Genomic DNA, 20,575 nt, shown 5'->3' on the forward strand with positions numbered 1-20,575 from the left:
TCTCTTTTTTCAGTTTAATTAGGTTACTAGATATGCACATTATTGGCTTGGTTAATGGCCAATTAAAAATACTAGTACATTTTATCAGTTGTATTTTATACTCTAAATTTACAATTTAATTTATACCTCGTATGATTCGTTTAGCAAAAAAATCAGAAATTGATAAAATTATTACCGTTACAAAAGCTTGTGCAGCTTTTATGATTAAAAATGGTATTTACCAATGGAACGAGCACTACCCAAGTAAACAGGCTTTTTTATATGATATTGCTCAAGAAGAATTATATGTTTTAGAAGTTGATAAAAAAATAATAGGAACCATTGTACTGTCTACACATATGGATGATGAGTACATACCTATTACCTGGCTAACAAGTAATGAAGCTAACTTGTACATACACAGGCTATCTGTGCACCCAGAATACCAAGGCCAAGGTTATGCACAAAAATTGATGAATTTTGCAGAGGAATATGCTAAAAATAATGACTTTAAATCTGTACGTTTAGATACTTTTAGTGTAAACAAACGAAATGTAAATTTTTACCAAACCAGAGGTTACAAACAATTAGGAGATATATTTTTTCCTAAGCAAAGTGAACATCCTTTTCATTGTTTTGAACTAGTTTTATAAAACCCACTTTTTTTTGAATAAAATTGTAAATCTTAAAAACATAAACAAGCTAGCTATACCGGCTACAATTGCTGGCATATCAGAGCCATTATTATCTATTACAGATGCAGCTATTGTTGGCAATATTCCTAAGTTTGGGCTAGAGTCTTTGGCAGCAGCAGGTATTGTTGGTTCTTTTTTATCTATGCTTATTTGGATTCTTGGGCAAACCAGAAGTGCTATTTCTGCTATAATTTCTCAGTATTTAGGAGCTGGCCGTTTAAACGAGGTTAAAACATTACCTGTACAAGCTATTTTTTTTAATATACTACTTAGCATTATTATACTGCTTTCTACAGTTTTTGTAATAGAAGAAATATTTGTGTTTTTAAAGGCAAAAGGTAAAATTTTAGAGTTTTGCGTGTCTTATTACGGTATTAGGGTTTGGGGTTTTCCTTTAACCTTATTTACGTTTGCAGTAATGGGCATTTTTAGAGGCTTGCAAAATACAAGTTGGCCAATGGTAATAGCCCTAATTGGGGCTGTATTAAATATATTTTTAGATTACATTTTTGTGTATGGCATACAAGGCGTTTTAGAACCAATGTATTTAGATGGTGCTGCTTGGGCAAGTTTACTGTCACAAGCAATTATGGCAATAATAGCATTTTTCTTATTGGTTTTAAAAACAGATATTAGTTTAAGGCTACGTTTTCCTATACACCCAGAGCTGGGACGTTTGGTAATTATGAGTTTAAACTTATTTGTACGTGCTTTATCTTTAAATATAGCATTGGTTTTAGCGGTAAGGGAGGCTACAGACTTGGGAGATAGGTTTATTGGCGCACATACAATAGCTATAAATGTGTGGTTGTTTTCTGCTTTTTTTATAGACGGTTATGGCGCTGCAGGTAATATTTTAGGAGGTAAATTATTAGGTGCCAAAGATTATAATAGCCTTTGGCTGTTGGCTAAAAAAATTCTTCAATATGGAATAACAGTTAGTTTGGTTTTGGCAGTTTTAGGCTTTGTTTTTTATTACCCTATAGGTAAAATTTTTTCTAATGAACAAGTTGCTTTGGATACTTTTTACGCTGTTTTTTATATTATAATTTTAAGTTTACCAATTAATGCTGTAGCTTTTGTTTTTGATGGATTATTTAAAGGCTTAGGTGAAATGAAATATTTAAGAGATACACTTTTAGATGCTACTTTTTTAGGTTTTGTACCTATGTTATACCTAAGTAAAGAGTTAGGTTGGGGCTTTACAGGAATTTGGTTGTCTTTTGTGGTTTGGATGCTAATAAGAGGTGGTGCATTGGTGGTTAAATTTAACACAAAGTTTCGTCCGCTCTTGCAAAAAACGTAATTTTGAATTTTACACAATAAAAAGGTTTTTATGGGTACAACAAGAGCAAACGGTAGTTTATATACCAATATAGATAATAAAATAGCAACAGTAGAATTTGGTCATCCGGCAAGTAATTCATTTGTTGCAGAATTGCTAGATAGGTTAACCAAAGAAATTTTAAAATTATCAGAAGACCAAACGGTAAATGTTATTGTTTTAAAGTCTGAAGGTGAAAAAGCTTTTTGTGCAGGAGCTTCTTTTGATGAGTTAATGGAGGTTACAAACTTAGATGAAGGGCAACAATTTTTTAGTGGTTTTGCAAACGTTATTAACGCCATGCGCAAATGCAAAAAACTAATTGTTGGCCGTGTACAAGGTAAAACTGTTGGTGGCGGTGTTGGTTTAGCTGCGGCTTGTGATTATGCTTTTGCTACTGAGGCGGCATCCATAAAATTATCAGAACTATCTATTGGTATTGGCCCATTTGTAATTGCTCCGGCAGTAGAACGCAAAGTTGGTAAAAGTGGTTTAGCAGAACTATCTTTAGCTGCTACAGATTGGCAAAGTGCATATTGGGCAAAAGACAAAGGTTTGTTTGCAAAAGTATTTGGCTCAATTAAAGAAATGGATAAAGAAATTGAAATTTTTACAGAAAAACTGGCATCATACAACCCAGAAGCCTTGCAAGAAATGAAAACAATATTGTGGCAAGGAACAGAAAATTGGGATGCATTGTTAAAAGAAAGAGCAATAATTTCTGGTAAGTTAGTATTGTCAGATTTTACTAAAAATGCATTATCAAAATATAGAAAATAAGCTTTTATGAATAAGTTTAAAACAGAGATAAAATGGGGTTTTATCTTTACTGGTTTTGCACTTTTATGGGCATACATAGAAAAACAATTGGGATGGCATACAGACCAAGTTAGTGAACATTTAATATATACCAACTTGTTTGGTGTAGTTGCTATTGCTATATATGTTTTTGCTTTAAAAGATAAAAAACAAACAGATTATAAAGGTGTAATTACTTGGAAAGAAGGTTTTATTAGCGGTATTGTTTTAAGTGCAGTAATAGCTATATTAAGTCCGGCTACGCAATACATTACGTACGTTTACATATCTCCTGAGTATTTTTCTAACATTACAGAGTACATTGTAGGAGCAGGAAAAATGACTCAAGAAAACGCAGAAGAATATTTTAACATTAATAATTATATACGACAAGGCATATTTACATCGTTATCTATGGGAGTGGTAACGGCAGCAATTGTGTCTTTTATCATTAAAAATAAAAATAAAAATAAAAATAAAAATAAAAATAAAAATAAAAATAAAAAGAAATAAAAAAATAAAATTATGGGAGGTGATATTGTATTTCCATTACTAGCACTATTTGTAGTAGGAGTTTATGTGTTTAACAGAGTTAGAAATAGCAAAAAGTATAAAAGAAAGTAAATAGTATACAGGTTTAAAGACCTGTATACTATATAAAGAATAATTATGGTTAATTACTTAAAAATGTTTTTGTTAACATTTTTTTAAGGGTTAGCTATTTTATATAAAGCGTTTTGGTTTTATATTTGTAAACTTCTGATTATTAAAAGAAATGTATAAAAAGATTATTTCTATATTTTTTACCGTATTATTCTTGGCGTTTTTATCTGCGCCAACCATAATTACTATGGTGAATGATTCTGTAGATATTTCTGCTTTTTATTCCATTTCTGAAGAAGAAGATAATTGCGCTAAAAAATATTTAAGCGTAGACAGTTTTTCTGAAACAAACGTTTCTTACGTTTTAAAAAGAGAAAAGCAAGGGTATTCAGATAAAAAATACCCTAGACCTCTTATTAACCTTGTTTCGCCCCCTCCCGAGTACCACATAGTATAATTAGGCTTTAACTACGCACGGTAGTGTAGTTATTATTAATTTATTTTAATACCCTCTTGATAAAAATATGCTCAAGAGGCAAAATTTACTATGTTTATGTTTAAAAATTTAAAAAGCGACTTACCAGCGAGTATTGTCGTATTCTTTGTTGCATTACCATTATGTTTAGGTATTGCATTGGCTAGTGGAGCACCACTTTTTTCAGGTTTAATTGCCGGTATAATTGGTGGTATTATAGTAGGAGGCTTAAGTGGCTCTAGAGTTGGGGTTAGTGGACCTGCAGCAGGTTTAGCAGCTATTGTACTAACTGCAATTGGCTCATTAGGAGGTTATGAAAACTTCTTAGTAGCCGTTGTTTTAGGAGGTATAATACAATTGGTTTTTGGGTTTTTAAAAGCTGGTATTATTGGGTATTACTTTCCTTCTTCAGTAATTAAAGGGATGTTAACAGGTATTGGTATCATTATTATTTTAAAACAAATTCCACACTTTTTTGGGTATGATGCAGAACCAGAAGGAGCAGATAGTTTTATAGAGGCTTCTGGTGAAAATACCTTTTCTGCTATCTTTAATATTTTTGATAATATAGCAGTTGGTCCTACAGTAGTAGGTCTTATAAGTTTAGGTATATTATTACTTTGGAGCAATGTTCTTGTTAAAAAAGGAAAGTTTTTTGAAGTAATACAAGGTCCTTTAGTAGCTGTTGCTGTTGGTATTATATTTTACGTAGTAACACAAACTAATGATGCTTTGGCAATTTCACCTGCGCATTTAGTAAGTGTGCCTGTGCCAGATAGTTTTGACTCTTTTCTTGGTCAGTTTAGTTTTCCTAATTTTTCAGCAATTACTAATCCTGCAATTTGGGTTACAGCTTTTACTATAGCTTTAGTAGCAAGTTTAGAAACTTTATTGTGTGTAGAAGCTACAGATAAACTAGACCCAGAAAAAAGCGTAACTCCTACAAATAGAGAGTTATTAGCGCAAGGAACAGGTAATATTATTTCTGGTTTAATTGGTGGTTTGCCAATTACACAGGTTATTGTAAGAAGTTCTGCAAACATACAGTCTAACGCAAAAACAAAAATGTCTGCAATTTTACATGGATTTTTGTTATTAATTTCTGTAATACTTATACCAACGTTACTTAATAAAATTCCGTTATCTGTATTAGCTGCAATTTTATTAATTGTAGGTTATAAGTTGGCTAAACCAGCTTTATTTGCTAAAATGTACAAACTAGGTTGGAAACAGTCTATCCCATTTTTTGTTACAGTAGCTGGTATTGTTTTTACAGATTTACTAGTAGGTATAGGTTTAGGTTTGGCTGTTGGTATAGTTGTAATTTTACTTAAAAGTTACCAAAATTCTCACTTTTTACACATAGAGGATAACAGTAATGGTAAACACAAAATTAAAATGTCTCTTGCAGAAGAAGTTACTTTTTTTAACAAAGGAGCTATTTTAAAAGAATTAGATAGTTTGCCAAGAGATACATACTTAGAATTTGATGTTACTAAAACTAGATACTTAGACTATGATATTATTGAAATATTAGAAGATTTTGCCTTTAAAGCAAAAGAACGTAATATTGATATTAAGCTAATTTCTAAAAGAGGTATAGTAGAGAACCCAGATAGTTTTATAGAATTTTTTAAACTAAGACCAAAATCTAAAATTAGTTTAAGCTAATTACTATGTTAAAAAAGAAATATAAAATTCTTGTATTATCAGATTTAAAAAAGACAACAGTATCTACTGTAAAAAGTACTGTTAACCTTGCAAAAATGATAAACGGAGATGTATCTTTTTTTCATGTAAAAAAAGCATCTGATGTAGTTGTTAGAGACAACCAACTGTCTGCTATGCGTGCTATTAATGAGCAGTACAATAGTACAGACCGTATAATTAGTGCTATAATTAAACCAATTTCTAAAGTACAAAACATAAAAATTAAATACAGTTTTTCTTTTGGAAACGTTAAAAATGAAATAGCTAAACAAATAGAAGAACAGCAACCAGATATTATTGTTCTAGGAAAAAGAAAACCTAAGATGATAAATGTAATTGGTGATCATGTTACAGACTTTGTGCTTAAAAATTACAAAGGAGTAATTATGATAGCTGCTAATGATGGCGCTGTTAAACCCATAGATACATTAGCATTGGGAGTTTTAAATAAAAATGAAGAACCACTAAATTTAAAATTTACGCAAGATTTAATTAAGCACAGTCAGCAGCCATTAACTTCTTTTTCTGTAGTAGAAAAAGGAAGCAATTTAACTGATATGCAAAACTCTAAAAATGCAGTAACATATGTTTTTGAGCAAGGAGACAATGCCATACAAAACATAGCTAATTACTTAACAAAAAGTAACATTAACCTACTGTGTGTAAATAGGGCTACTAGAGGTATAAATAGTGTAATAGATAAAACAAATGTTTCTTTACTCTTATATGCTAACGCGTAGTAAACATTAAAAAAATAATAACTAAAAATATAATATATGAAAGCACATACAAAAGAAACACAAGCTACAATGACACCAGAAAAGTCATTGCAATTTTTAAAAGAAGGAAACCAAAGATTTCAAAGCAACTTAAAAGCAAATCGTAACTTACTAGAGCAAGTTAATGATACTAGTGAAGGCCAGTTTCCTTTTGCAACAATATTAAGCTGTATAGATTCTAGAGTATCTGCAGAATTGGTTTTTGACCAAGGTTTAGGAGATATTTTTAGTGTACGTATTGCAGGTAACTTTGTAAACGAAGATATTTTAGGTAGTATGGAGTTTGGCTGTAAACTAGCAGGCACAAAACTAATTGTAGTTTTAGGACATACTAGCTGTGGTGCAGTAAAAGGAGCTTGTGATAATGCAGAATTAGGAAACTTAACAGCAATGTTAAGCAAAATTAAGCCTGCAGTAGAAGCAGTATCAGAACCAGCAGATGAAAGCTTACGTAACTCTAAAAACTTAGAATTTGTAGATAATGTAGCTGCTAAAAACGTACAACTTACTATAGACAGGATTGTTGCAGAAAGTGAAGTTTTAGCAGATATGCAAAGTAAAGGAGAAATTAAAATAGTTGGCGCTATGTATGATATTAACTCTGGTGCTGTTACTTTTTTTGAGTAAAAACTATAAATAGCCACAACACTAAGCTTTATAGCGTTAATCTAGTAAAAAGGCAAACGTATAAATCTCTATCATTAGTTAAAAAGGCAATTGTTTTGTCTTAATTAGCTATTTGGTAGAGATTTTATTTGTTCTTAAGTAAAAACATCTGCCGTAAAATAATACCTTTGCAGTGCAAATAAGTAACTATGAGTAATATTAGAATAACAAAACAGTTTAGTTTTGAAACCGGTCACGCACTATATGGTTATGATGGAAAATGTAGAAATGTACACGGACATAGTTATAAATTATCTGTTACCGTAATTGGGGCTCCAATAGCAGATAATACTAATGTAAAATGGGGAATGGTTATAGACTTTGGCGATCTTAAAAAGATAGTTAAAGAAGAAATTGTAGATGTGTATGACCATGCTACGGTTTTTAATAAAAACACACCACATATGGAGTTGGCAAATGAGTTAATGCAAAGAGGGCACAGTGTAATACTTGCAGATTACCAACCAACTAGTGAAAATATGGTGATAGATTTTGCTGCAAAAATTAAAGCCAGATTGCCAGAAAACATTAGTTTGCACTCATTAAAACTGCAAGAAACAGACTCTTCTTTTGCAGAATGGTACGCGGCAGATAACTAAAAAAATCTGTTTACGTATCTTTACTAGCAATGAAAAAAATTACAATTCCTAAAGGTAAAAAAGTATACTTTGCAAGTGACAACCACTTGGGTGCGCCTACTATGGCAGAAAGCAAGCCAAGAGAGAAAAAGTTTGTTGCTTGGTTAGATAATGCTAAAGAAGATGCTGCTGCAATTTTTTTGTTAGGAGATTTATTTGATTTTTGGTTTGAGTATAAAACTGTAGTGCCTAAAGGTTTTACAAGGACCTTAGGTAAACTTGCAGAGCTTACTGATGCTGGCATACCTGTGTATTATTTTGTAGGTAATCATGATCTTTGGATGGATGGTTATTTTGAAGAAGAATTAAACATACCAGTTTACCACACACCTCAGCAATTTTTATTTAACAATACGTCATTTTTTATTGGTCACGGAGATGGTCTAGGACCACATGATAAGGGGTACAAAAGAATGAAAAAGGTGTTTACAAACCCTGTTTCTAAATGGTTTTACAGGTGGTTGCACCCAGATATTGGGGTATCTTTAGCTCAATATTTTTCAGTAAAAAACAAAGCAATTTCAGGTGATGATGATGTAAAGTTTTTAGGAGAAGATAATGAGTGGTTGGTGCAATATGCAAAACGCAAATTAGAAACCAAACATTATGATTATTTTGTTTTTGGACACCGCCATTTACCAATGACTATAGACCTAAACGGAAAATCTACCTACATTAACCTTGGTGACTGGATTGGTTACTATACCTACGCAGTTTTTAATGGCGAACAACTAAGTTTAGAAAAGTTAGAAAATTAATTTTCTAGCATCTTAAACTCTACCCTTCTGTTTTGTGTACGGCCTTCTTCAGTAGTGTTATCAGCTACAGGTTTGCTACTGCCATATCCTATCCATTTTACACGGTTTTCATCAATTCCACTATCAATTAAATAGCTCGCCACAGCTTTAGCACGTTGGTTACTAAGTTCTAAGTTACGTTCTTTAGAACCAACAGCATCGGTATGCCCGTAAATCTCTATAGAAAGCCTGCTGTTGTTGCGTAAAATTGTAGTTAATACATTTATTTCTTCTTCAGAAGCAGTTAGTAAATCAGCCTTATTAAACTCAAATAAAACATTTTTAAACGTGTATACTTTATTGCGCTCTATTTTTGGTGTAGCATCTGCTTTTTGTGGTACAGTTTCAGCATACAAAGGAGGCAATTCTCGGTCTTTTGCTTCAACACTAACATCATCTATGTAATAGTATGAGAAATCTTTTTCGTTTACCTCAGAGACTTTCATTTTTTGGGTTCTACTATTGCTAGCAAAATTTCCAATGGTAAAATTAGTTTCGTATCCTTTAGCGGTAAAAGGAATGTAAACTTGCATCCAAATTTGTTTGCTCTTATAAAAAATAGGATCTGTTTGCATATAATGGTCGTACACTAAACCATTAATTTTAGACAGTGTTTTGTGTGTAACTAAGGTTTTTTTGCTGTTTGTTATAGTAGAGCCAGCAATAGGTTTGTTGCTAAAAACAATACTAAAATCAGAAATTGCAAGCGTAGCATAATCCGCTAAGCTTACATAAAAGGTAACAATATATTTTTTGTCTTTTTCTAGTTTTTCATTTAAAGAGCCTTGTATATATTCTCTATAATCTTTATTAGAGTATGTAAAAATGCCAGCGTAAGCAAAACCGCTACGAGCTATTTGTTTGCCGTTGTGGTTAAAAAAACCAACAGTTCTACTACAAGAATTTAAGTAATCTGTAGTGCCTTGTAGTGTAGACCAATCTACTACATTGTTTGTAAACCTGCCAATGTCTTCTGGGCAATGTTTATAATCTTCAAAACTAGAGTTTTTAACAAGGTTTTGTGCAGCTCCAAATGCACCAATAAATATGGCAAAGCATACTGTATATAATGTTCTCATTTTTTATAGGTTGATAACTGTTTCTTTAAGTACTACAGTAAAGAATTTGCCAGCTTTTATCATATAGTAAACGTAAACAAATAGGATTTTATTTTGTTAAAAGAATAGAATATTAAAGCAAAATTATTCTTCTTTTTGGTGCTCTTCTACATCTTTACTTAGGTCTAATTTTCTAAAGCTAGGAGAAAAAATAGCAGTGGCACCAACGGTAATCAACGTCATTGTTCCGCCAAAAACCACTGCGGTTACAGTACCCATTAATTTAGCTGTAAGTCCGCTTTCAAAAGCACCAAGCTCATTAGAAGAGCCTACAAACATAGAATTTACAGAGGCTACTCTGCCACGCATATGATCTGGTGTTTTTAATTGTAAAATAGTTTGCCTTATAATCATAGACACACCGTCTACAGCACCACTAAAAAATAAGGCAGCAACAGACACCCAAAAATAGGTAGACAATCCAAAAACAATTATACAAATACCAAAAGCAAATACAGCAAGTAGTAGTTTTTTACCAGCAAATTTGTGTAGCGGAAAACGGGTAGACATTAACATCATTAACGCTGCGCCAACAGCTGGCGCGGCTCTTAATACTCCAAAGCCTTCTGAGCCTACTTGTAAAATATCTTGTGCAAAAACAGGTAATAGAGCAACAGCGCCACCAAATAGTACGGCAATCATATCTAAAGTTAATGCGCCTAATACAGCTTTAGTTTTAAAAACAAAGGTTAGTCCTTCTTTTAAACTCTTAAAAACTGGCTCGCCTATTTTAGGATTAAGAATGGGTTTTTTAGGAATTTGCAGTAATACAATTAAAGCAAATAACGAAAACCCAAAAATTACACACATAGACCAGTGAACACCAATCCAACTTATAAAAAAGCCAGCTAAAGCAGGACCTAAAACAGATGCCATTTGCCAAGTAGTACTACTCCACGTAGCAGCATTTGGGTATATTTTTTTTGGAACAATTAAGGCAATTAACGAAAAAATAGTAGGGCCTAAAAACGCACGTACCAAGCCCCCTAAAAAAACTAAAAAATAGGTAGTGTATAAAATTGTCTTGGTAGTAGTTTGCGCTATAACACTTGGCATACTAATAACAAACAAGCCAAAGCTAATTACAGAAAACCCTAAAATGCATTTAATTAAAAGGTTTCTTTTTTCTTTTTGGTCTACAATATGCCCTGCAAATAGCGCCATAGACACTGCAGGAATAACCTCCATAAGTCCAATTATACCTAACGAAAGCGGATCTTTAGTTAAGGAGTACACTTGCCACTCTATAACTATAAATTGCATAGACCACGCAAATACCATAGCAAACCTAACTAGTAAAAAAGTATTAAATTCTTTGTAGCGTAGTGCTGCGTACGGATCCATTTTATAACTGTTTAGTTAGTGTAAATGTATTACAATTAACAAAGAGTTACTAAACTTAATTGTTACAGATGTCACTTAAAAAATTATCTATGTTTAACTGAAAAATAGTGCCCTCTATTAAGTCGTTTATCGCTGTTAACTCATTAACGCTAACAGCCAAACTAACTTGTGGTACTGGTGTTTCTAATAACATAGCTCTGCACGATTTTTTTTTAGCGCAACAACTGCAAACGGCATTAGAGTTCATAGTGTTTTGTACATGCTCTGCAAAACGTATTAACTCCTTATGAGTAAGTAAAAAACCAGTATCTCTAAACACTACTTGTATTTTACTTCGGTAATTTTTAGTCTCTTTTTTCCAATGAAAGGCAATTCCAAAATCATTATAATAAATAGCGTCTATGTCTCTCATAATCGTATAGGTTAAAGAAGTTTTTTATTGTTTAATTTCTGAATAGTTTCTAGCACATCTTTAACCGCAATTGTCATACTTTTTGCAGAAATAGTTGCACCAGAAATAGCGTCTACATTTTCGCCATACACTGGTTTTTTGTTTACAGATAAACCAATAAATTGTTTTAGCCAACGCTGTGCTCCTATTTGCCTGCCGTGGTCTTCTCTGTAAATTAAAACTTTTGTTTTTTTAATGCTTAAATCCTTGTTTACAAACACCACATAGTCAAATACATTTTTCATACTATTTGCTTGTCCAACGTATGCGTAACCTAGCAACTCTGCATCTGTGTTAATTTTAAAAACATAATCTTTAGGCGGAATCACATCACTTGTGATTCCGCTTAAACTAAAAGATTCTGTACCGTAAGCAAAGCTTATAGCTGCATCTACTTTTTTTTGTAATTTTTCTGGTAGTTGAGGGGTAGTAAACGCCAGTAACAAAAATGTAAAAGCAATACATAGTAGGGTAGTTCTTTTATTTTCCTGGTGCATTTTCTGTTGTTTTGGTTGATGCAAATTTTTGTATTAATGCAAGGATTTCTTTTTCGTTAGCATTCTTTTTTTCTAACTCATAAAAATGCATAAATAATGGTTTTTTATCTACAGCTTTAGCAAGTTCTATTTCACTGTTTTTAGTGTATACTTTATTCCAAGCAGATCTAACTTTTGCCCAAAATTTCTTATTATTTTTCCACCAATCTTTTGCAGCTTTACATTGCTCATCTGGTACTCTTACATAGGTGTTATATCCTTTTTCCTGAGCTAAAAGGACGTCTTTTTTTCCGGTTTCTCTAATAATTTTATCATTATCTTGCTCATGTAACCAACCGTAATCTGTAATTTCTTGGCGGTTGCCTCTTGCCATTACATTATAATCACTTCTTTTAGAGTATTCTCTTCTTGGTAATGGAGAATCTGATTTGTTTTCCCAGTAATTTTTGCCATCTGCATGTATCCAAGTTGCAGATCCAGAGTATCTAGGGCTATCATCTACTTGGTAAACCAATTGTGTCCATTGTCCTTTTACTTCATTTTCCGGTAACTCTGTAAATACCCACTTGTTGTCTTTATCGTAATGAAAAACACGATTGTTTTCATACAACCAATCTTGCCTCCAATGCTTAATTACCATAGTATCTTTTATAACCAATAGGTGCTGTATAGACAGTTTGTTGTTTTCATCTTCAATTAACTCTGCCCATTCTAAAGCTCCAGAGGTATAATCTAAATGCTTTTCATAATCAATTTCTGGAGCAAAAGTTTCTGTGTACTTAAAATTCACTTTAAAACAACCACACATATCTTTAATAGATTCTTTGTCTAATTGTTTTTTGTCTTGTGCAACTCCTTGCAAACTAAAGCCAACTATTGCTATGGCTAAAAAAAGTACTTTTTTCATAATTGTGTATTTGTGTGTAATGTCTGTTTTGTTCCTACAAAAATATTAAATTTATTTAGATTGATTAAAAATAACACATATATTTACCGAAAATTATTAGGAATGATTCTAAATAGTAAATATTTATCTATTTATTTTATGTTTTTTTTCTCTGTTTTTGTGTTCTCACAAGAGTTAAAAAAAGACTCAATAAACTTAAATAAGTTAGAAGAGGTAGTTGTTACGGGACAGTATAATCCGCAATCAATAAAAAAATCGGTACATAATGTTATTGTAATAAACAGAGAGCAAATAGAAAACCAGGCAGCCAATAATTTGGCAGATATACTAAACTTTAATTTAAACCTAACAATAGTTCCTAATGGGCAAACAGGAAAATCTACAATTTCTTTTTTTGGTTTAGATGCACAATACTTCAATATTTTGGTTGACAATATTCCTCTTGTTAGCGACAGCGGACTAGGTAATAATATAGATTTAACACAAATAAATCTTGATGACGTTGAGCGTATTGAAATTGTAGAAGGAGCAATGGGAGTTGAGTATGGAGCTAATGCTGTTTCTGGAGTTATTAATATTATCACCAAAAAATCTAGTGATAGTGATTGGAAAGTACAAGCAATTTTACAAGAAGAAACAATTAGTGATGAGTATGCTTGGTTTAATAAAGGTAAGCACATACAAGGACTAAATATTGGTCATAATATAAACAACAACTGGTATACTAGATTAGGAGTAAATAGAAATCAATTTGCAGGTTTTTATAATGGCAGGCAAGGTAAAAACTATTATAAAAATGATGGTTTAAGAGGGTATGATTGGTTGCCTAAAACACAAATAAACACTAACGCATTATTAAATTATACTAAAAATAACTTTAAGCTTTTTTATAAGTTTGAATACCTAAATGAAGTTGTTAATTACTATGATGCAGCTGTTAGAGCTAATATAGATACACAATCGCAAACTAGTAACCCGTCTGCAACAGATAGAATTTTTACAACCAATAGATTTGTTAATAATTTAAGTGTAAACGGAAGATTAAATTCTGGCGCTAATTACACGGCTTCTGCATCTTATCAAAAACAAAAGCGCAACCTAAATGAGTTTAATAATTATATAATTACAAACCAGAGAAGTAATGAAACTGATGAGGTTTACCAATCTAGTAGTGTGTTTTTCTCTAAAGGAAGTATTAACAACCTAATTAAAAGTGATTCTTATAATTTTCAATTGGGTTATGAATCTCGTTTTATTAAAGGTTTTGATACCCAGGCTTCTGGAGAGGTAACAGAGCAAGACAAAGAACAGTCTCAAAGTAATTATGCAGTATTTGGATCTTCAGAAATAAATGCTTTAGATAAAATTCTTTTACGCCCTGGTTTACGCTATGAATACAATTCAATTTTTAAATCAAAACTTTTAGGTTCTTTAAGCGCACGCTACCTTATAAAAAATGGGTTTGAGTTAAGAGCAAACCTAGGGAACTCCTACCGTACACCAAATTTTGAAGAATTGTACTATTATTTTGTAGATAGCAATCATGATGTTAGAGGTAATGAAAATTTGAAGCCAGAAAACGGTTTTACGTCTTTTTTAAATTTAAAAAAACGTAGCTGGATTAAAAATACGTCGCTTTTAAACACATTAAAATTTACCTATATAGACGTAAAAGATAAAATTGATTTAGCCATTGTAAACCAAACGCCATTACAGTATCAATACATAAATATTAATGAGTATAAGTTGTGGGGTGTAACATTAGATAATAGCTTAAAAACAGATAATTGGACGCTTAATTTAGGTGCTACAATACAAGGTATTTCTCAGGTTGCTAATGATGAGGCAAACTCAGGAGATAAATTTCTTTATTCTTTTCAATTAAATACAAGTAGTACATACCAGATAGAAAAATGGAATACAGCAGTAACTGTACTTTTAAAACACACGGGAGAACAACAAAACTATAGCGCTACAGGAACTGATGCTAACGGAAACCCAACGTTTTCCAAAACAACTACCAATGCTTACAATTGGGTAGATGCCTCATTTAAAAAATCTTTTTTAGAGAATACCTTTCAGGTTACTCTAGGAGCCAGAAACTTATTAGATGTTACTACTGTAGATGTTAATGGCCCTGTAGGAGAGGGAACTCATTCTTCTGCTAGCAATGGTATTTTACTTGGTTACGGACGATCTTATTACTTAAAACTATTATATAACCTTAAATTTTAAAATTACAATTATGTTAAACAAATTATTAACTATTACACTATGTGCTACAGTTATAGCTTTTACTAGCTGTAGTAAGGATGACGAGCCTGGCGAAGCTATTAAAGTTGTTATAGAAGGAGCGTCAATAGCTCCAAATGTAGGAGGACCAAACGAGCCAAACCAAGTATATGTAGATTTAAGTGCCAATACATCTTCAGTAGTACAAAGAGATACTTGGGATTTAGGATTTTTCTCTGGTGAAAATTTTAGAGTAGTGCTTAATGGTTCAATATATATGGCAACAGCTAAACTTTCTGTTATGGATATTGATGCTATAAACTCCACTTCACAAGAAATTAAAGATTTACAGCCACAGGTAGCTATTGGTACTTTTGATCCTGCAAATTCTGAATTTGTTGATGCCCCAGATGGTAACATTTTGGAAACTGCTTTAGATGAAATTTCTAGTACAGATGCCAATAACTCAGTATACCTTGTAAACTTAGGTTTTAAAGTTGGTACAGAAGTTCCTGGTACAGGTAGTGTTGCTGTTAGTGGAGAGTCTAGAGGCTGGAAAAAAATTAGAATTCTAAGAAATGGTAGTAATTATGTTTTACAATATGCAGATTTAGATGATACAACACATAAAGAAGTAACTATTTCTAAAGATGGCGACTATAATTTTACATTTTTTAGTTTTGATACAGAGACAGAAGTTACTGTTGAACCAGAAAAAGAGAATTGGGATTTAAATTTTACTGTTTTCACTAATGAGATAGAAGGTTATGGGTCTTATGGGTATTCTGATTTTGTGGTTAATAACGCAAAAGCCAATGCACAAGTATATATGATAGATACAGAAGTTGAAACCGATTTAAATTATGACAACTTTACGTTAGCAAATGTTGATGCTTCTAAATTTATTAATGACCAAAGAGGTGTAGGAAGTAGTTGGAGAAATGGTGGTGGACCAGGCGCTCTACCTTCTTTAAAAGATAATGTTTATTATGTGATGTCTGATACCGACGGAAACCTATACAAAATTAAGTTTTTAGCACTTACTAATGCAGACGGTGAACGTGGTCACCCAGAGTTTGTGTATTCATTATTAAAGTAAAAGAATAAACAATTATTTACCCCTAATAAAGGAGTTAATAGCAAAGTTAAGTTTTGAGTTAGTTTTTTTCTAAAAAAGTCCAAGCATTTAATTTGTGTTTGGGCTTTTTTATCTAATATCTCTAAGTTTTAATTGTAAGCTAACAACCCCTTGCCACTCATTTTCGTCTAAAGAAAAAACAGCGCTAAAAGGCTTTTTGTTTTGTACTAAAGGCAATTTATTACCTAAATTAAAACCAATAGCTCCAATTGGGTTAGAACCGTTTTGTACAGCAGCTAATTTTAAATGCGCTTCTTCTTGCCCTACGCCTTTGGCATAACCTGTGTCTTGTAGGTTTTCTGCCATAAATACAGGCGACATATTACCAGGGCCAAAAGGTTCCATTTGTTTAATAATTCGCATTAATTTTGGACTTATTTCATTAAAATTAAGCTCTGCATCTATAGTAATTTCAGGAGTTAAAAGGTTGGGGTCTATAGTTTCTGTAACAACTTTTTCAAATTCTTTTTTAAACCCATCATACTGTGCTTCAGATAAGGTTAAACCAGCAGCATATTTATGGCCTCCAAATTGTTCTATGTGATCTGCACAAGCTTCAAGTGCATTGTAAACATCAAAACCTTTTACAGAACGTGCAGATGCAGCTAGTTTTTCGCCACTTTTAGTGAAAACTAAAGTAGGTCTGTAATACGTTTCTGTTAGTCTAGATGCTACAATGCCAATAACACCTTTGTGCCAATTTTCATTATAAACTACAGAGGTAAAATGTTTTTCTTCTTTGTTATCTGTAATTTGTACTAAAGCTTCTTTGGTAATTTCTTGGTCTAGTTCTCGCCTATCTGCATTGTACTGTTCAATGGCAGCAGCAAATTCTTCTGCCTGTTCCAAGTTTGTTTCGGTTAGTAAATTAACAGCGTGCAAACCGTGTACCATACGTCCCGCAGCATTTATACGAGGTGCAATTACAAAAACAACATCTGTAATGGTAAGTACATCTTTTTTTATCTGATTTATAATAGCTTTAAAACCAGCTCTAGGCGTACTATTAATAACCTGTAATCCATAATAGGCAAGCACCCTATTTTCGCCAGTAATAGGGACAATATCTGCACCAATTGCTGTAGCAACCAAGTCTAAATAAGGTACTAAATCCTCTATAGTTTGTCCTCTTTTGCTACCTAAAGCTTGTATCAATTTAAAACCAACACCACAACCACAAAGCTCATCATACGGGTAATTGCAATCGTTCCTTTTGGCATCTAAAACAGCAACAGCATTTGGTAACGTAGCACCAGGTCTGTGGTGGTCACAAATAATAAAATCTACACCTTTTTCTTTTGCATAAGCAACTTTATCTACCGCTTTTACACCACAATCTAATGCAATAATTAGACTAATATCATTATCATCTGCATAGTCAATACCGGCATAAGACACACCATAACCTTCTTTATATCTATCCGGAATATAAGTAGTAACATTAGGGTAGTAACTTTGTAAATAAGATGATACTAACGCAACAGAAGTTGTGCCATCTACATCATAATCGCCAAAAACCATAATATTTTCTTCATTGGCAATAGCTTGCTCTATACGAGCAATAGCCAAATCCATATCTTTTAATAAATATGGGTCGTGTAAATCTGATAGTTGTGGTCTAAAGTATTTTTTAGCCTCTTCAAAAGTTGTTATACCGCGTTGTAGTAATAGTTTAGCCACAATTTCATCAACCTGTAATGCATTTTGTAGTTCGGCTACTTTAGCAGCATCAGGTTTAGGTTTTATGGTCCAGCGCATGTAGTTTTTTTGTGTTTAAGAGTCAAGAGTCAAGAGTCAAGATAAAAAAATTAAGTTGAAATTCAAGCACAAAGAATCAACCTAAAGCTCAATAGTTATTTTTTCTTATTTTTAATAATAGTAGCAATAATTTTAATTAGTTGTTCAACTTCATTTAATAACAAAGCTCTTCTTTTTTCATTGCCATAATTTACTTTTGTCAAAATTTTTAGATTAACTCTAGATTCTTTTAATTCTTTAAGTGATAGACTTGCTTTAAAAATATAATCTCTATTAGAATTTGTTCCTTGCGCTTCTCCAAAGTTAAGTGCAGAACTCCCTCCAGAACGTAAAAGTTGATTTCCATAATATTGACCAGTCATATCTGTTGGTAAATCTTTACAAAAAAGTATTATTCTGAGGCAAATTCAACTAGCCTATCTTCAATATCAAATTTTTTCTCGGACATTCTTATGTTTTGCTAAAGCTAATGCTTTTAATTTGAACTTGTTTCTTGAGCTTAAATTTATAACTTTTAAGAGCCAAGAAGCAAGAGTCAAGATAAAAGAACTTTAAACTTATTTTTTTTGAGCTTTAGTTTATAATCTTCAACAGTTAATTTAAGCGTGATGAAAAATAGTTTTAATATCTAATGTTGCAAAACGTCTAAACATTTCCATAACACCACAGTATTTTTCAACTGATAAATCTACCGCACGTTGCAATTTTTTTTCATCTAAATTACTGCCGTGAAAATGGTATTCTATAGTAACAGCATCATAATACTTAGGGTGCTCATCTGTTAAGTTTGCAATAGTTTCAATTGTAAACTCATCTACATCTAACTTCATTTTTTTCATTAAAGATGCAACGTCTAAACCAGAACAACCTGCTAAGCCAGCAAGCATAAGCGCTTTAGGTCTGTAACCTTGCCCGTCACCACCATCTTCTTTGGCAATATCTATAGTTAAGTTATTCCCAGACGGGTTGTTACTTTCAAAAGCCATGTTGCCCAACCATTTGGTTGTAATATGATTTGTTGTACTCATAATTTTTTTTCGTTTCTTGTAGATTCAAAAATACAACTAAATATAAAAATAACTATGGCTTTAGTAAACCCTTTAGATCCTAATCACGATTCTGAAACAAAAGAATTGGCAGAATTTTTTAATGAGACCTTAGGCTTTTGTCCTAATTCTGTTTTAACAATGCAGCACAGACCAGCAATATCCAAGGCTTTTATAAACTTAAATAAAGCTGTTATGGCTAATGAGGGTAATGTAACATCTGCATTAAAACGTATGATTGCTTGGGTTAGTAGTAACGCTACTGGTTGTAGATATTGCCAAGCACATGCTATTAGAGCAGCAGAACGTTACGGAGCGGAGCAAGAGCAGTTAGATAATATTTGGGAGTACAGAACTCACGCTGCTTTTTCTGATGCAGAACGTGCAGCCCTAGATTTTTCTTTAGCAGCATCTCAAGTGCCAAATGCTGTAAATGCAGAAATTAAAGAGAATTTATACAAGTATTGGAACGAAGGTGAAATTGTAGAAATGTTAGGTGTTATTTCTTTATTTGGATATTTAAATAGATGGAATGACTCTATGGGAACTTCTATTGAAGAAGGCGCTGTAGAAAGTGGAAATCAATATTTAGGTAAACACGGTTGGGAAGAAGGTAAACACAACGGAAGTGCTTACTAAAAAGAAACCCGCATACTATTTATAAGCCCTGCCATTTTGGTGGGGTTTTATTGTTTTAGATTGATGTCCTATTTGCTCGTAACAGTAAGTTCACCATCATTAGGAATGGCATATTCTTCACAAGAATTTTTAATTTCGTTGTAGCGTTTAGGGGAAACATCTAACCAGAAATCATCACCAAAAAGATTAAAAAAGTATCTGTTATCAACGTGCTTTTGATACATACTTTCCATCTTATAATTGTTTTTTGTAGTGGTGGAGTTTGTAACAGAATCGGTAACAGTTATAGGGTAGTTGTTTTTATTTACGTAGTGTATATAAATAGTGTCTTTACAAAACAAAAAGTTTTTAGGTTCTCCGCTGCCCAAACTCCAGTTAACATCTGGTTCATGTAGTAAAACATTGTATTTGTAGGTGTGCGTAGTACCGTAATTTGTGCCTGTTAATATACCTATAGATGTTTTGTCTTTATTGGTTTTAAAAACAGTTAATCGCATACCATTTGGTAAAACCGAGCTTTTTTCGGTAGTACTTTCTTGTGTATTGCTTTTACAACTTAATATGCTTACACTAAAAGCAAATAATATGGTATAGTTAATTGCTTTAAAATTGATTTTCATCTTTATTTTTTTATTAAAGCTTCAGTATCAAAAGCTAAGCCGCTAAAACCAGTTTTTATAAAATTTCTAATGTTTAAGTGTCCGTTTCCCTCCGGGTCTTGTAACACATCTTTTCTATAGTAATCTCCAAAACAAGCCAAAGTTTCTTCTTTGGATAATTCTTGTTTTAAAGCAAAAGCAAACAATTTACAAGAACCAGAGTTTTCCCCCTCTTTATTCTCTAAGCTGCCATTTTTAAAAGCAGTTGGTGTAAAGGTGTAATTATCTTCTATAACCTGCATTGTATCTGTAAAAGCAATAGCAGTTGGGTTGTTTTTTAGTTTTTCTTTAAATTGATCTAAAGTCATATGGTAAAAGTATA

General features: G+C 32.3%; 23 protein-coding genes. 13 read left to right on the forward strand and 10 right to left on the reverse strand.

Annotation, left to right across the window (positions count from 1 at the left end):
* Nucleotides 1–131: 131 nt before the first annotated feature.
* The 10 genes from JM80_RS04355 to JM80_RS04400 all read left to right on the forward strand — a co-directional run bounded on the left by JM80_RS04355 (nucleotide 132) and on the right by JM80_RS04400 (nucleotide 8,425).
* Entirely contained in the window at nucleotides 132–632 is a 501-nt protein-coding gene (locus tag JM80_RS04355; RefSeq protein ID WP_144709323.1) for a GNAT family N-acetyltransferase, read from the forward strand.
* A gap of 13 nt (nucleotides 633–645) precedes the next feature.
* Entirely contained in the window at nucleotides 646–1,980 is a 1,335-nt protein-coding gene (locus JM80_RS04360) for an MATE family efflux transporter (RefSeq protein WP_013620787.1), read from the forward strand.
* 30 nt (nucleotides 1,981–2,010) lie between these two features.
* A complete protein-coding gene (locus JM80_RS04365) occupies nucleotides 2,011–2,778 on the forward strand; it encodes an enoyl-CoA hydratase/isomerase family protein (protein ID WP_013620786.1) in 768 nt (255 codons plus the stop codon).
* A 6-nt stretch (nucleotides 2,779–2,784) separates the two neighbouring features.
* Nucleotides 2,785–3,309, forward strand: a complete 525-nt coding sequence (locus JM80_RS04370) for a DUF4199 domain-containing protein (RefSeq protein ID WP_144709324.1) — start codon at nucleotides 2,785–2,787, stop codon at nucleotides 3,307–3,309.
* Nucleotides 3,310–3,571: 262 nt separating this feature from the next.
* On the forward strand, nucleotides 3,572–3,856 hold the full coding sequence (locus JM80_RS04375; protein ID WP_013620783.1) for a hypothetical protein: 285 nt from the start codon (nucleotides 3,572–3,574) through the stop codon (nucleotides 3,854–3,856).
* 96 nt (nucleotides 3,857–3,952) lie between these two features.
* A complete protein-coding gene (locus tag JM80_RS04380; protein ID WP_042257316.1) occupies nucleotides 3,953–5,545 on the forward strand; it encodes a SulP family inorganic anion transporter in 1,593 nt (530 codons plus the stop codon).
* Between the two features lie 5 nt (nucleotides 5,546–5,550).
* Nucleotides 5,551–6,324, forward strand: coding sequence for a universal stress protein (locus tag JM80_RS04385; protein ID WP_013620781.1), 774 nt, complete (start codon nucleotides 5,551–5,553; stop codon nucleotides 6,322–6,324).
* 36 nt (nucleotides 6,325–6,360) lie between these two features.
* Nucleotides 6,361–6,990, forward strand: a complete 630-nt coding sequence (locus JM80_RS04390) for a carbonic anhydrase family protein (protein ID WP_013620780.1) — start codon at nucleotides 6,361–6,363, stop codon at nucleotides 6,988–6,990.
* Between the two features lie 188 nt (nucleotides 6,991–7,178).
* Entirely contained in the window at nucleotides 7,179–7,628 is a 450-nt protein-coding gene (locus JM80_RS04395) for a 6-carboxytetrahydropterin synthase (RefSeq protein ID WP_144709325.1), read from the forward strand.
* Between the two features lie 29 nt (nucleotides 7,629–7,657).
* Entirely contained in the window at nucleotides 7,658–8,425 is a 768-nt protein-coding gene (locus tag JM80_RS04400) for a UDP-2,3-diacylglucosamine diphosphatase (RefSeq protein WP_144709326.1), read from the forward strand.
* Here JM80_RS04400 and JM80_RS04405 read toward each other — a convergent pair.
* From JM80_RS04405 to JM80_RS04425, 5 genes are all read right to left on the reverse strand, one after another.
* The gene (locus tag JM80_RS04405) at nucleotides 8,422–9,543 is read right to left on the reverse strand and encodes an OmpA family protein (RefSeq protein WP_144709327.1); all 1,122 of its coding nucleotides are present in this window, start codon (nucleotides 9,541–9,543) and stop codon (nucleotides 8,422–8,424) included. The two genes, JM80_RS04400 and JM80_RS04405, sit on opposite strands and share 4 nt — an antisense overlap.
* 123 nt (nucleotides 9,544–9,666) lie before the next feature.
* Nucleotides 9,667–10,926: an MFS transporter gene (locus tag JM80_RS04410; protein WP_144709328.1), complete on the reverse strand. Its 1,260-nt coding sequence runs from the start codon at nucleotides 10,924–10,926 to the stop codon at nucleotides 9,667–9,669.
* Between the two features lie 55 nt (nucleotides 10,927–10,981).
* Entirely contained in the window at nucleotides 10,982–11,338 is a 357-nt protein-coding gene (locus JM80_RS04415) for a hypothetical protein (protein ID WP_013620775.1), read from the reverse strand.
* A gap of 11 nt (nucleotides 11,339–11,349) precedes the next feature.
* Nucleotides 11,350–11,874: an FMN-binding protein gene (locus JM80_RS04420; protein ID WP_051456128.1), complete on the reverse strand. Its 525-nt coding sequence runs from the start codon at nucleotides 11,872–11,874 to the stop codon at nucleotides 11,350–11,352.
* Nucleotides 11,858–12,781: a DUF6607 family protein gene (locus JM80_RS04425; RefSeq protein WP_144709329.1), complete on the reverse strand. Its 924-nt coding sequence runs from the start codon at nucleotides 12,779–12,781 to the stop codon at nucleotides 11,858–11,860. The genes JM80_RS04420 and JM80_RS04425 overlap by 17 nt, the downstream gene beginning before the upstream one ends.
* A gap of 102 nt (nucleotides 12,782–12,883) precedes the next feature.
* Between JM80_RS04425 and JM80_RS04430 the strand changes: the two genes are divergently transcribed.
* Nucleotides 12,884–15,016, forward strand: coding sequence for a TonB-dependent siderophore receptor (locus tag JM80_RS04430; protein ID WP_144709330.1), 2,133 nt, complete (start codon nucleotides 12,884–12,886; stop codon nucleotides 15,014–15,016).
* Nucleotides 15,017–15,026: 10 nt separating this feature from the next.
* Nucleotides 15,027–16,112 (forward strand): HmuY family protein, encoded by a 1,086-nt coding sequence (locus JM80_RS04435; RefSeq protein WP_144709331.1) that lies wholly within the window; start codon nucleotides 15,027–15,029, stop codon nucleotides 16,110–16,112.
* A gap of 108 nt (nucleotides 16,113–16,220) precedes the next feature.
* On the opposite strand, the gene recJ is transcribed toward JM80_RS04435, so the two are convergent.
* The 3 genes from recJ to JM80_RS04450 all read right to left on the reverse strand — a co-directional run bounded on the left by recJ (nucleotide 16,221) and on the right by JM80_RS04450 (nucleotide 18,937).
* The gene (gene recJ, locus JM80_RS04440) at nucleotides 16,221–17,909 is read right to left on the reverse strand and encodes a single-stranded-DNA-specific exonuclease RecJ (RefSeq protein ID WP_144709332.1); all 1,689 of its coding nucleotides are present in this window, start codon (nucleotides 17,907–17,909) and stop codon (nucleotides 16,221–16,223) included.
* Nucleotides 17,910–18,004: 95 nt separating this feature from the next.
* Complete coding sequence (locus tag JM80_RS04445; protein ID WP_255436647.1) at nucleotides 18,005–18,271, reverse strand: four helix bundle protein; 267 nt, start codon at nucleotides 18,269–18,271, stop codon at nucleotides 18,005–18,007.
* Between the two features lie 237 nt (nucleotides 18,272–18,508).
* Complete coding sequence (locus JM80_RS04450) at nucleotides 18,509–18,937, reverse strand: OsmC family protein (protein ID WP_013620768.1); 429 nt, start codon at nucleotides 18,935–18,937, stop codon at nucleotides 18,509–18,511.
* A gap of 54 nt (nucleotides 18,938–18,991) precedes the next feature.
* On the opposite strand from JM80_RS04450, the gene JM80_RS04455 reads away from it, so the two are divergent.
* Nucleotides 18,992–19,594, forward strand: a complete 603-nt coding sequence (locus tag JM80_RS04455; RefSeq protein ID WP_013620767.1) for a carboxymuconolactone decarboxylase family protein — start codon at nucleotides 18,992–18,994, stop codon at nucleotides 19,592–19,594.
* Between the two features lie 68 nt (nucleotides 19,595–19,662).
* Here the strand turns inward: JM80_RS04455 and JM80_RS04460 are convergent, their stop codons facing one another.
* Together JM80_RS04460 and JM80_RS04465 are read right to left on the reverse strand one after the other, a co-directional pair.
* A complete protein-coding gene (locus JM80_RS04460; RefSeq protein ID WP_034646724.1) occupies nucleotides 19,663–20,214 on the reverse strand; it encodes a hypothetical protein in 552 nt (183 codons plus the stop codon).
* 2 nt (nucleotides 20,215–20,216) lie between these two features.
* Entirely contained in the window at nucleotides 20,217–20,561 is a 345-nt protein-coding gene (locus JM80_RS04465; RefSeq protein WP_013620765.1) for a HopJ type III effector protein, read from the reverse strand.
* Nucleotides 20,562–20,575: the final 14 nt, after the last annotated feature.

It is taken from the genome of Cellulophaga sp. RHA_52, from assembly GCF_007827205.1.
GTDB classification, from domain to species: domain Bacteria; phylum Bacteroidota; class Bacteroidia; order Flavobacteriales; family Flavobacteriaceae; genus Cellulophaga; species Cellulophaga lytica.

Excerpts from the sequence above, each read along its gene's own strand:
- JM80_RS04365 (WP_013620786.1), top strand. The coding sequence starts at position 2,011 with ATGGGTACAACAAGAGCAAACGGTAGTTTATATACCAATATAGATAAT.
- recJ (WP_144709332.1), bottom strand. The coding sequence starts at position 17,909 with ATGCGCTGGACCATAAAACCTAAACCTGATGCTGCTAAAGTAGCCGAA.
- JM80_RS04355 (WP_144709323.1), top strand. The coding sequence starts at position 132 with ATGATTCGTTTAGCAAAAAAATCAGAAATTGATAAAATTATTACCGTT.
- JM80_RS04400 (WP_144709326.1), top strand. The coding sequence starts at position 7,658 with ATGAAAAAAATTACAATTCCTAAAGGTAAAAAAGTATACTTTGCAAGT.
- JM80_RS04425 (WP_144709329.1), bottom strand. The coding sequence starts at position 12,781 with ATGAAAAAAGTACTTTTTTTAGCCATAGCAATAGTTGGCTTTAGTTTG.
- JM80_RS04465 (WP_013620765.1), bottom strand. The coding sequence starts at position 20,561 with ATGACTTTAGATCAATTTAAAGAAAAACTAAAAAACAACCCAACTGCT.
- JM80_RS04460 (WP_034646724.1), bottom strand. The coding sequence starts at position 20,214 with ATGAAAATCAATTTTAAAGCAATTAACTATACCATATTATTTGCTTTT.
- JM80_RS04390 (WP_013620780.1), top strand. The coding sequence starts at position 6,361 with ATGAAAGCACATACAAAAGAAACACAAGCTACAATGACACCAGAAAAG.
- JM80_RS04370 (WP_144709324.1), top strand. The coding sequence starts at position 2,785 with ATGAATAAGTTTAAAACAGAGATAAAATGGGGTTTTATCTTTACTGGT.
- JM80_RS04450 (WP_013620768.1), bottom strand. The coding sequence starts at position 18,937 with ATGAGTACAACAAATCATATTACAACCAAATGGTTGGGCAACATGGCT.
- JM80_RS04415 (WP_013620775.1), bottom strand. The coding sequence starts at position 11,338 with ATGAGAGACATAGACGCTATTTATTATAATGATTTTGGAATTGCCTTT.
- JM80_RS04380 (WP_042257316.1), top strand. The coding sequence starts at position 3,953 with ATGTTTAAAAATTTAAAAAGCGACTTACCAGCGAGTATTGTCGTATTC.
- JM80_RS04395 (WP_144709325.1), top strand. The coding sequence starts at position 7,179 with ATGAGTAATATTAGAATAACAAAACAGTTTAGTTTTGAAACCGGTCAC.
- JM80_RS04445 (WP_255436647.1), bottom strand. The coding sequence starts at position 18,271 with ATGACTGGTCAATATTATGGAAATCAACTTTTACGTTCTGGAGGGAGT.
- JM80_RS04455 (WP_013620767.1), top strand. The coding sequence starts at position 18,992 with ATGGCTTTAGTAAACCCTTTAGATCCTAATCACGATTCTGAAACAAAA.
- JM80_RS04385 (WP_013620781.1), top strand. The coding sequence starts at position 5,551 with ATGTTAAAAAAGAAATATAAAATTCTTGTATTATCAGATTTAAAAAAG.
- JM80_RS04420 (WP_051456128.1), bottom strand. The coding sequence starts at position 11,874 with ATGCACCAGGAAAATAAAAGAACTACCCTACTATGTATTGCTTTTACA.
- JM80_RS04430 (WP_144709330.1), top strand. The coding sequence starts at position 12,884 with ATGATTCTAAATAGTAAATATTTATCTATTTATTTTATGTTTTTTTTC.
- JM80_RS04435 (WP_144709331.1), top strand. The coding sequence starts at position 15,027 with ATGTTAAACAAATTATTAACTATTACACTATGTGCTACAGTTATAGCT.
- JM80_RS04405 (WP_144709327.1), bottom strand. The coding sequence starts at position 9,543 with ATGAGAACATTATATACAGTATGCTTTGCCATATTTATTGGTGCATTT.
- JM80_RS04410 (WP_144709328.1), bottom strand. The coding sequence starts at position 10,926 with ATGGATCCGTACGCAGCACTACGCTACAAAGAATTTAATACTTTTTTA.
- JM80_RS04375 (WP_013620783.1), top strand. The coding sequence starts at position 3,572 with ATGTATAAAAAGATTATTTCTATATTTTTTACCGTATTATTCTTGGCG.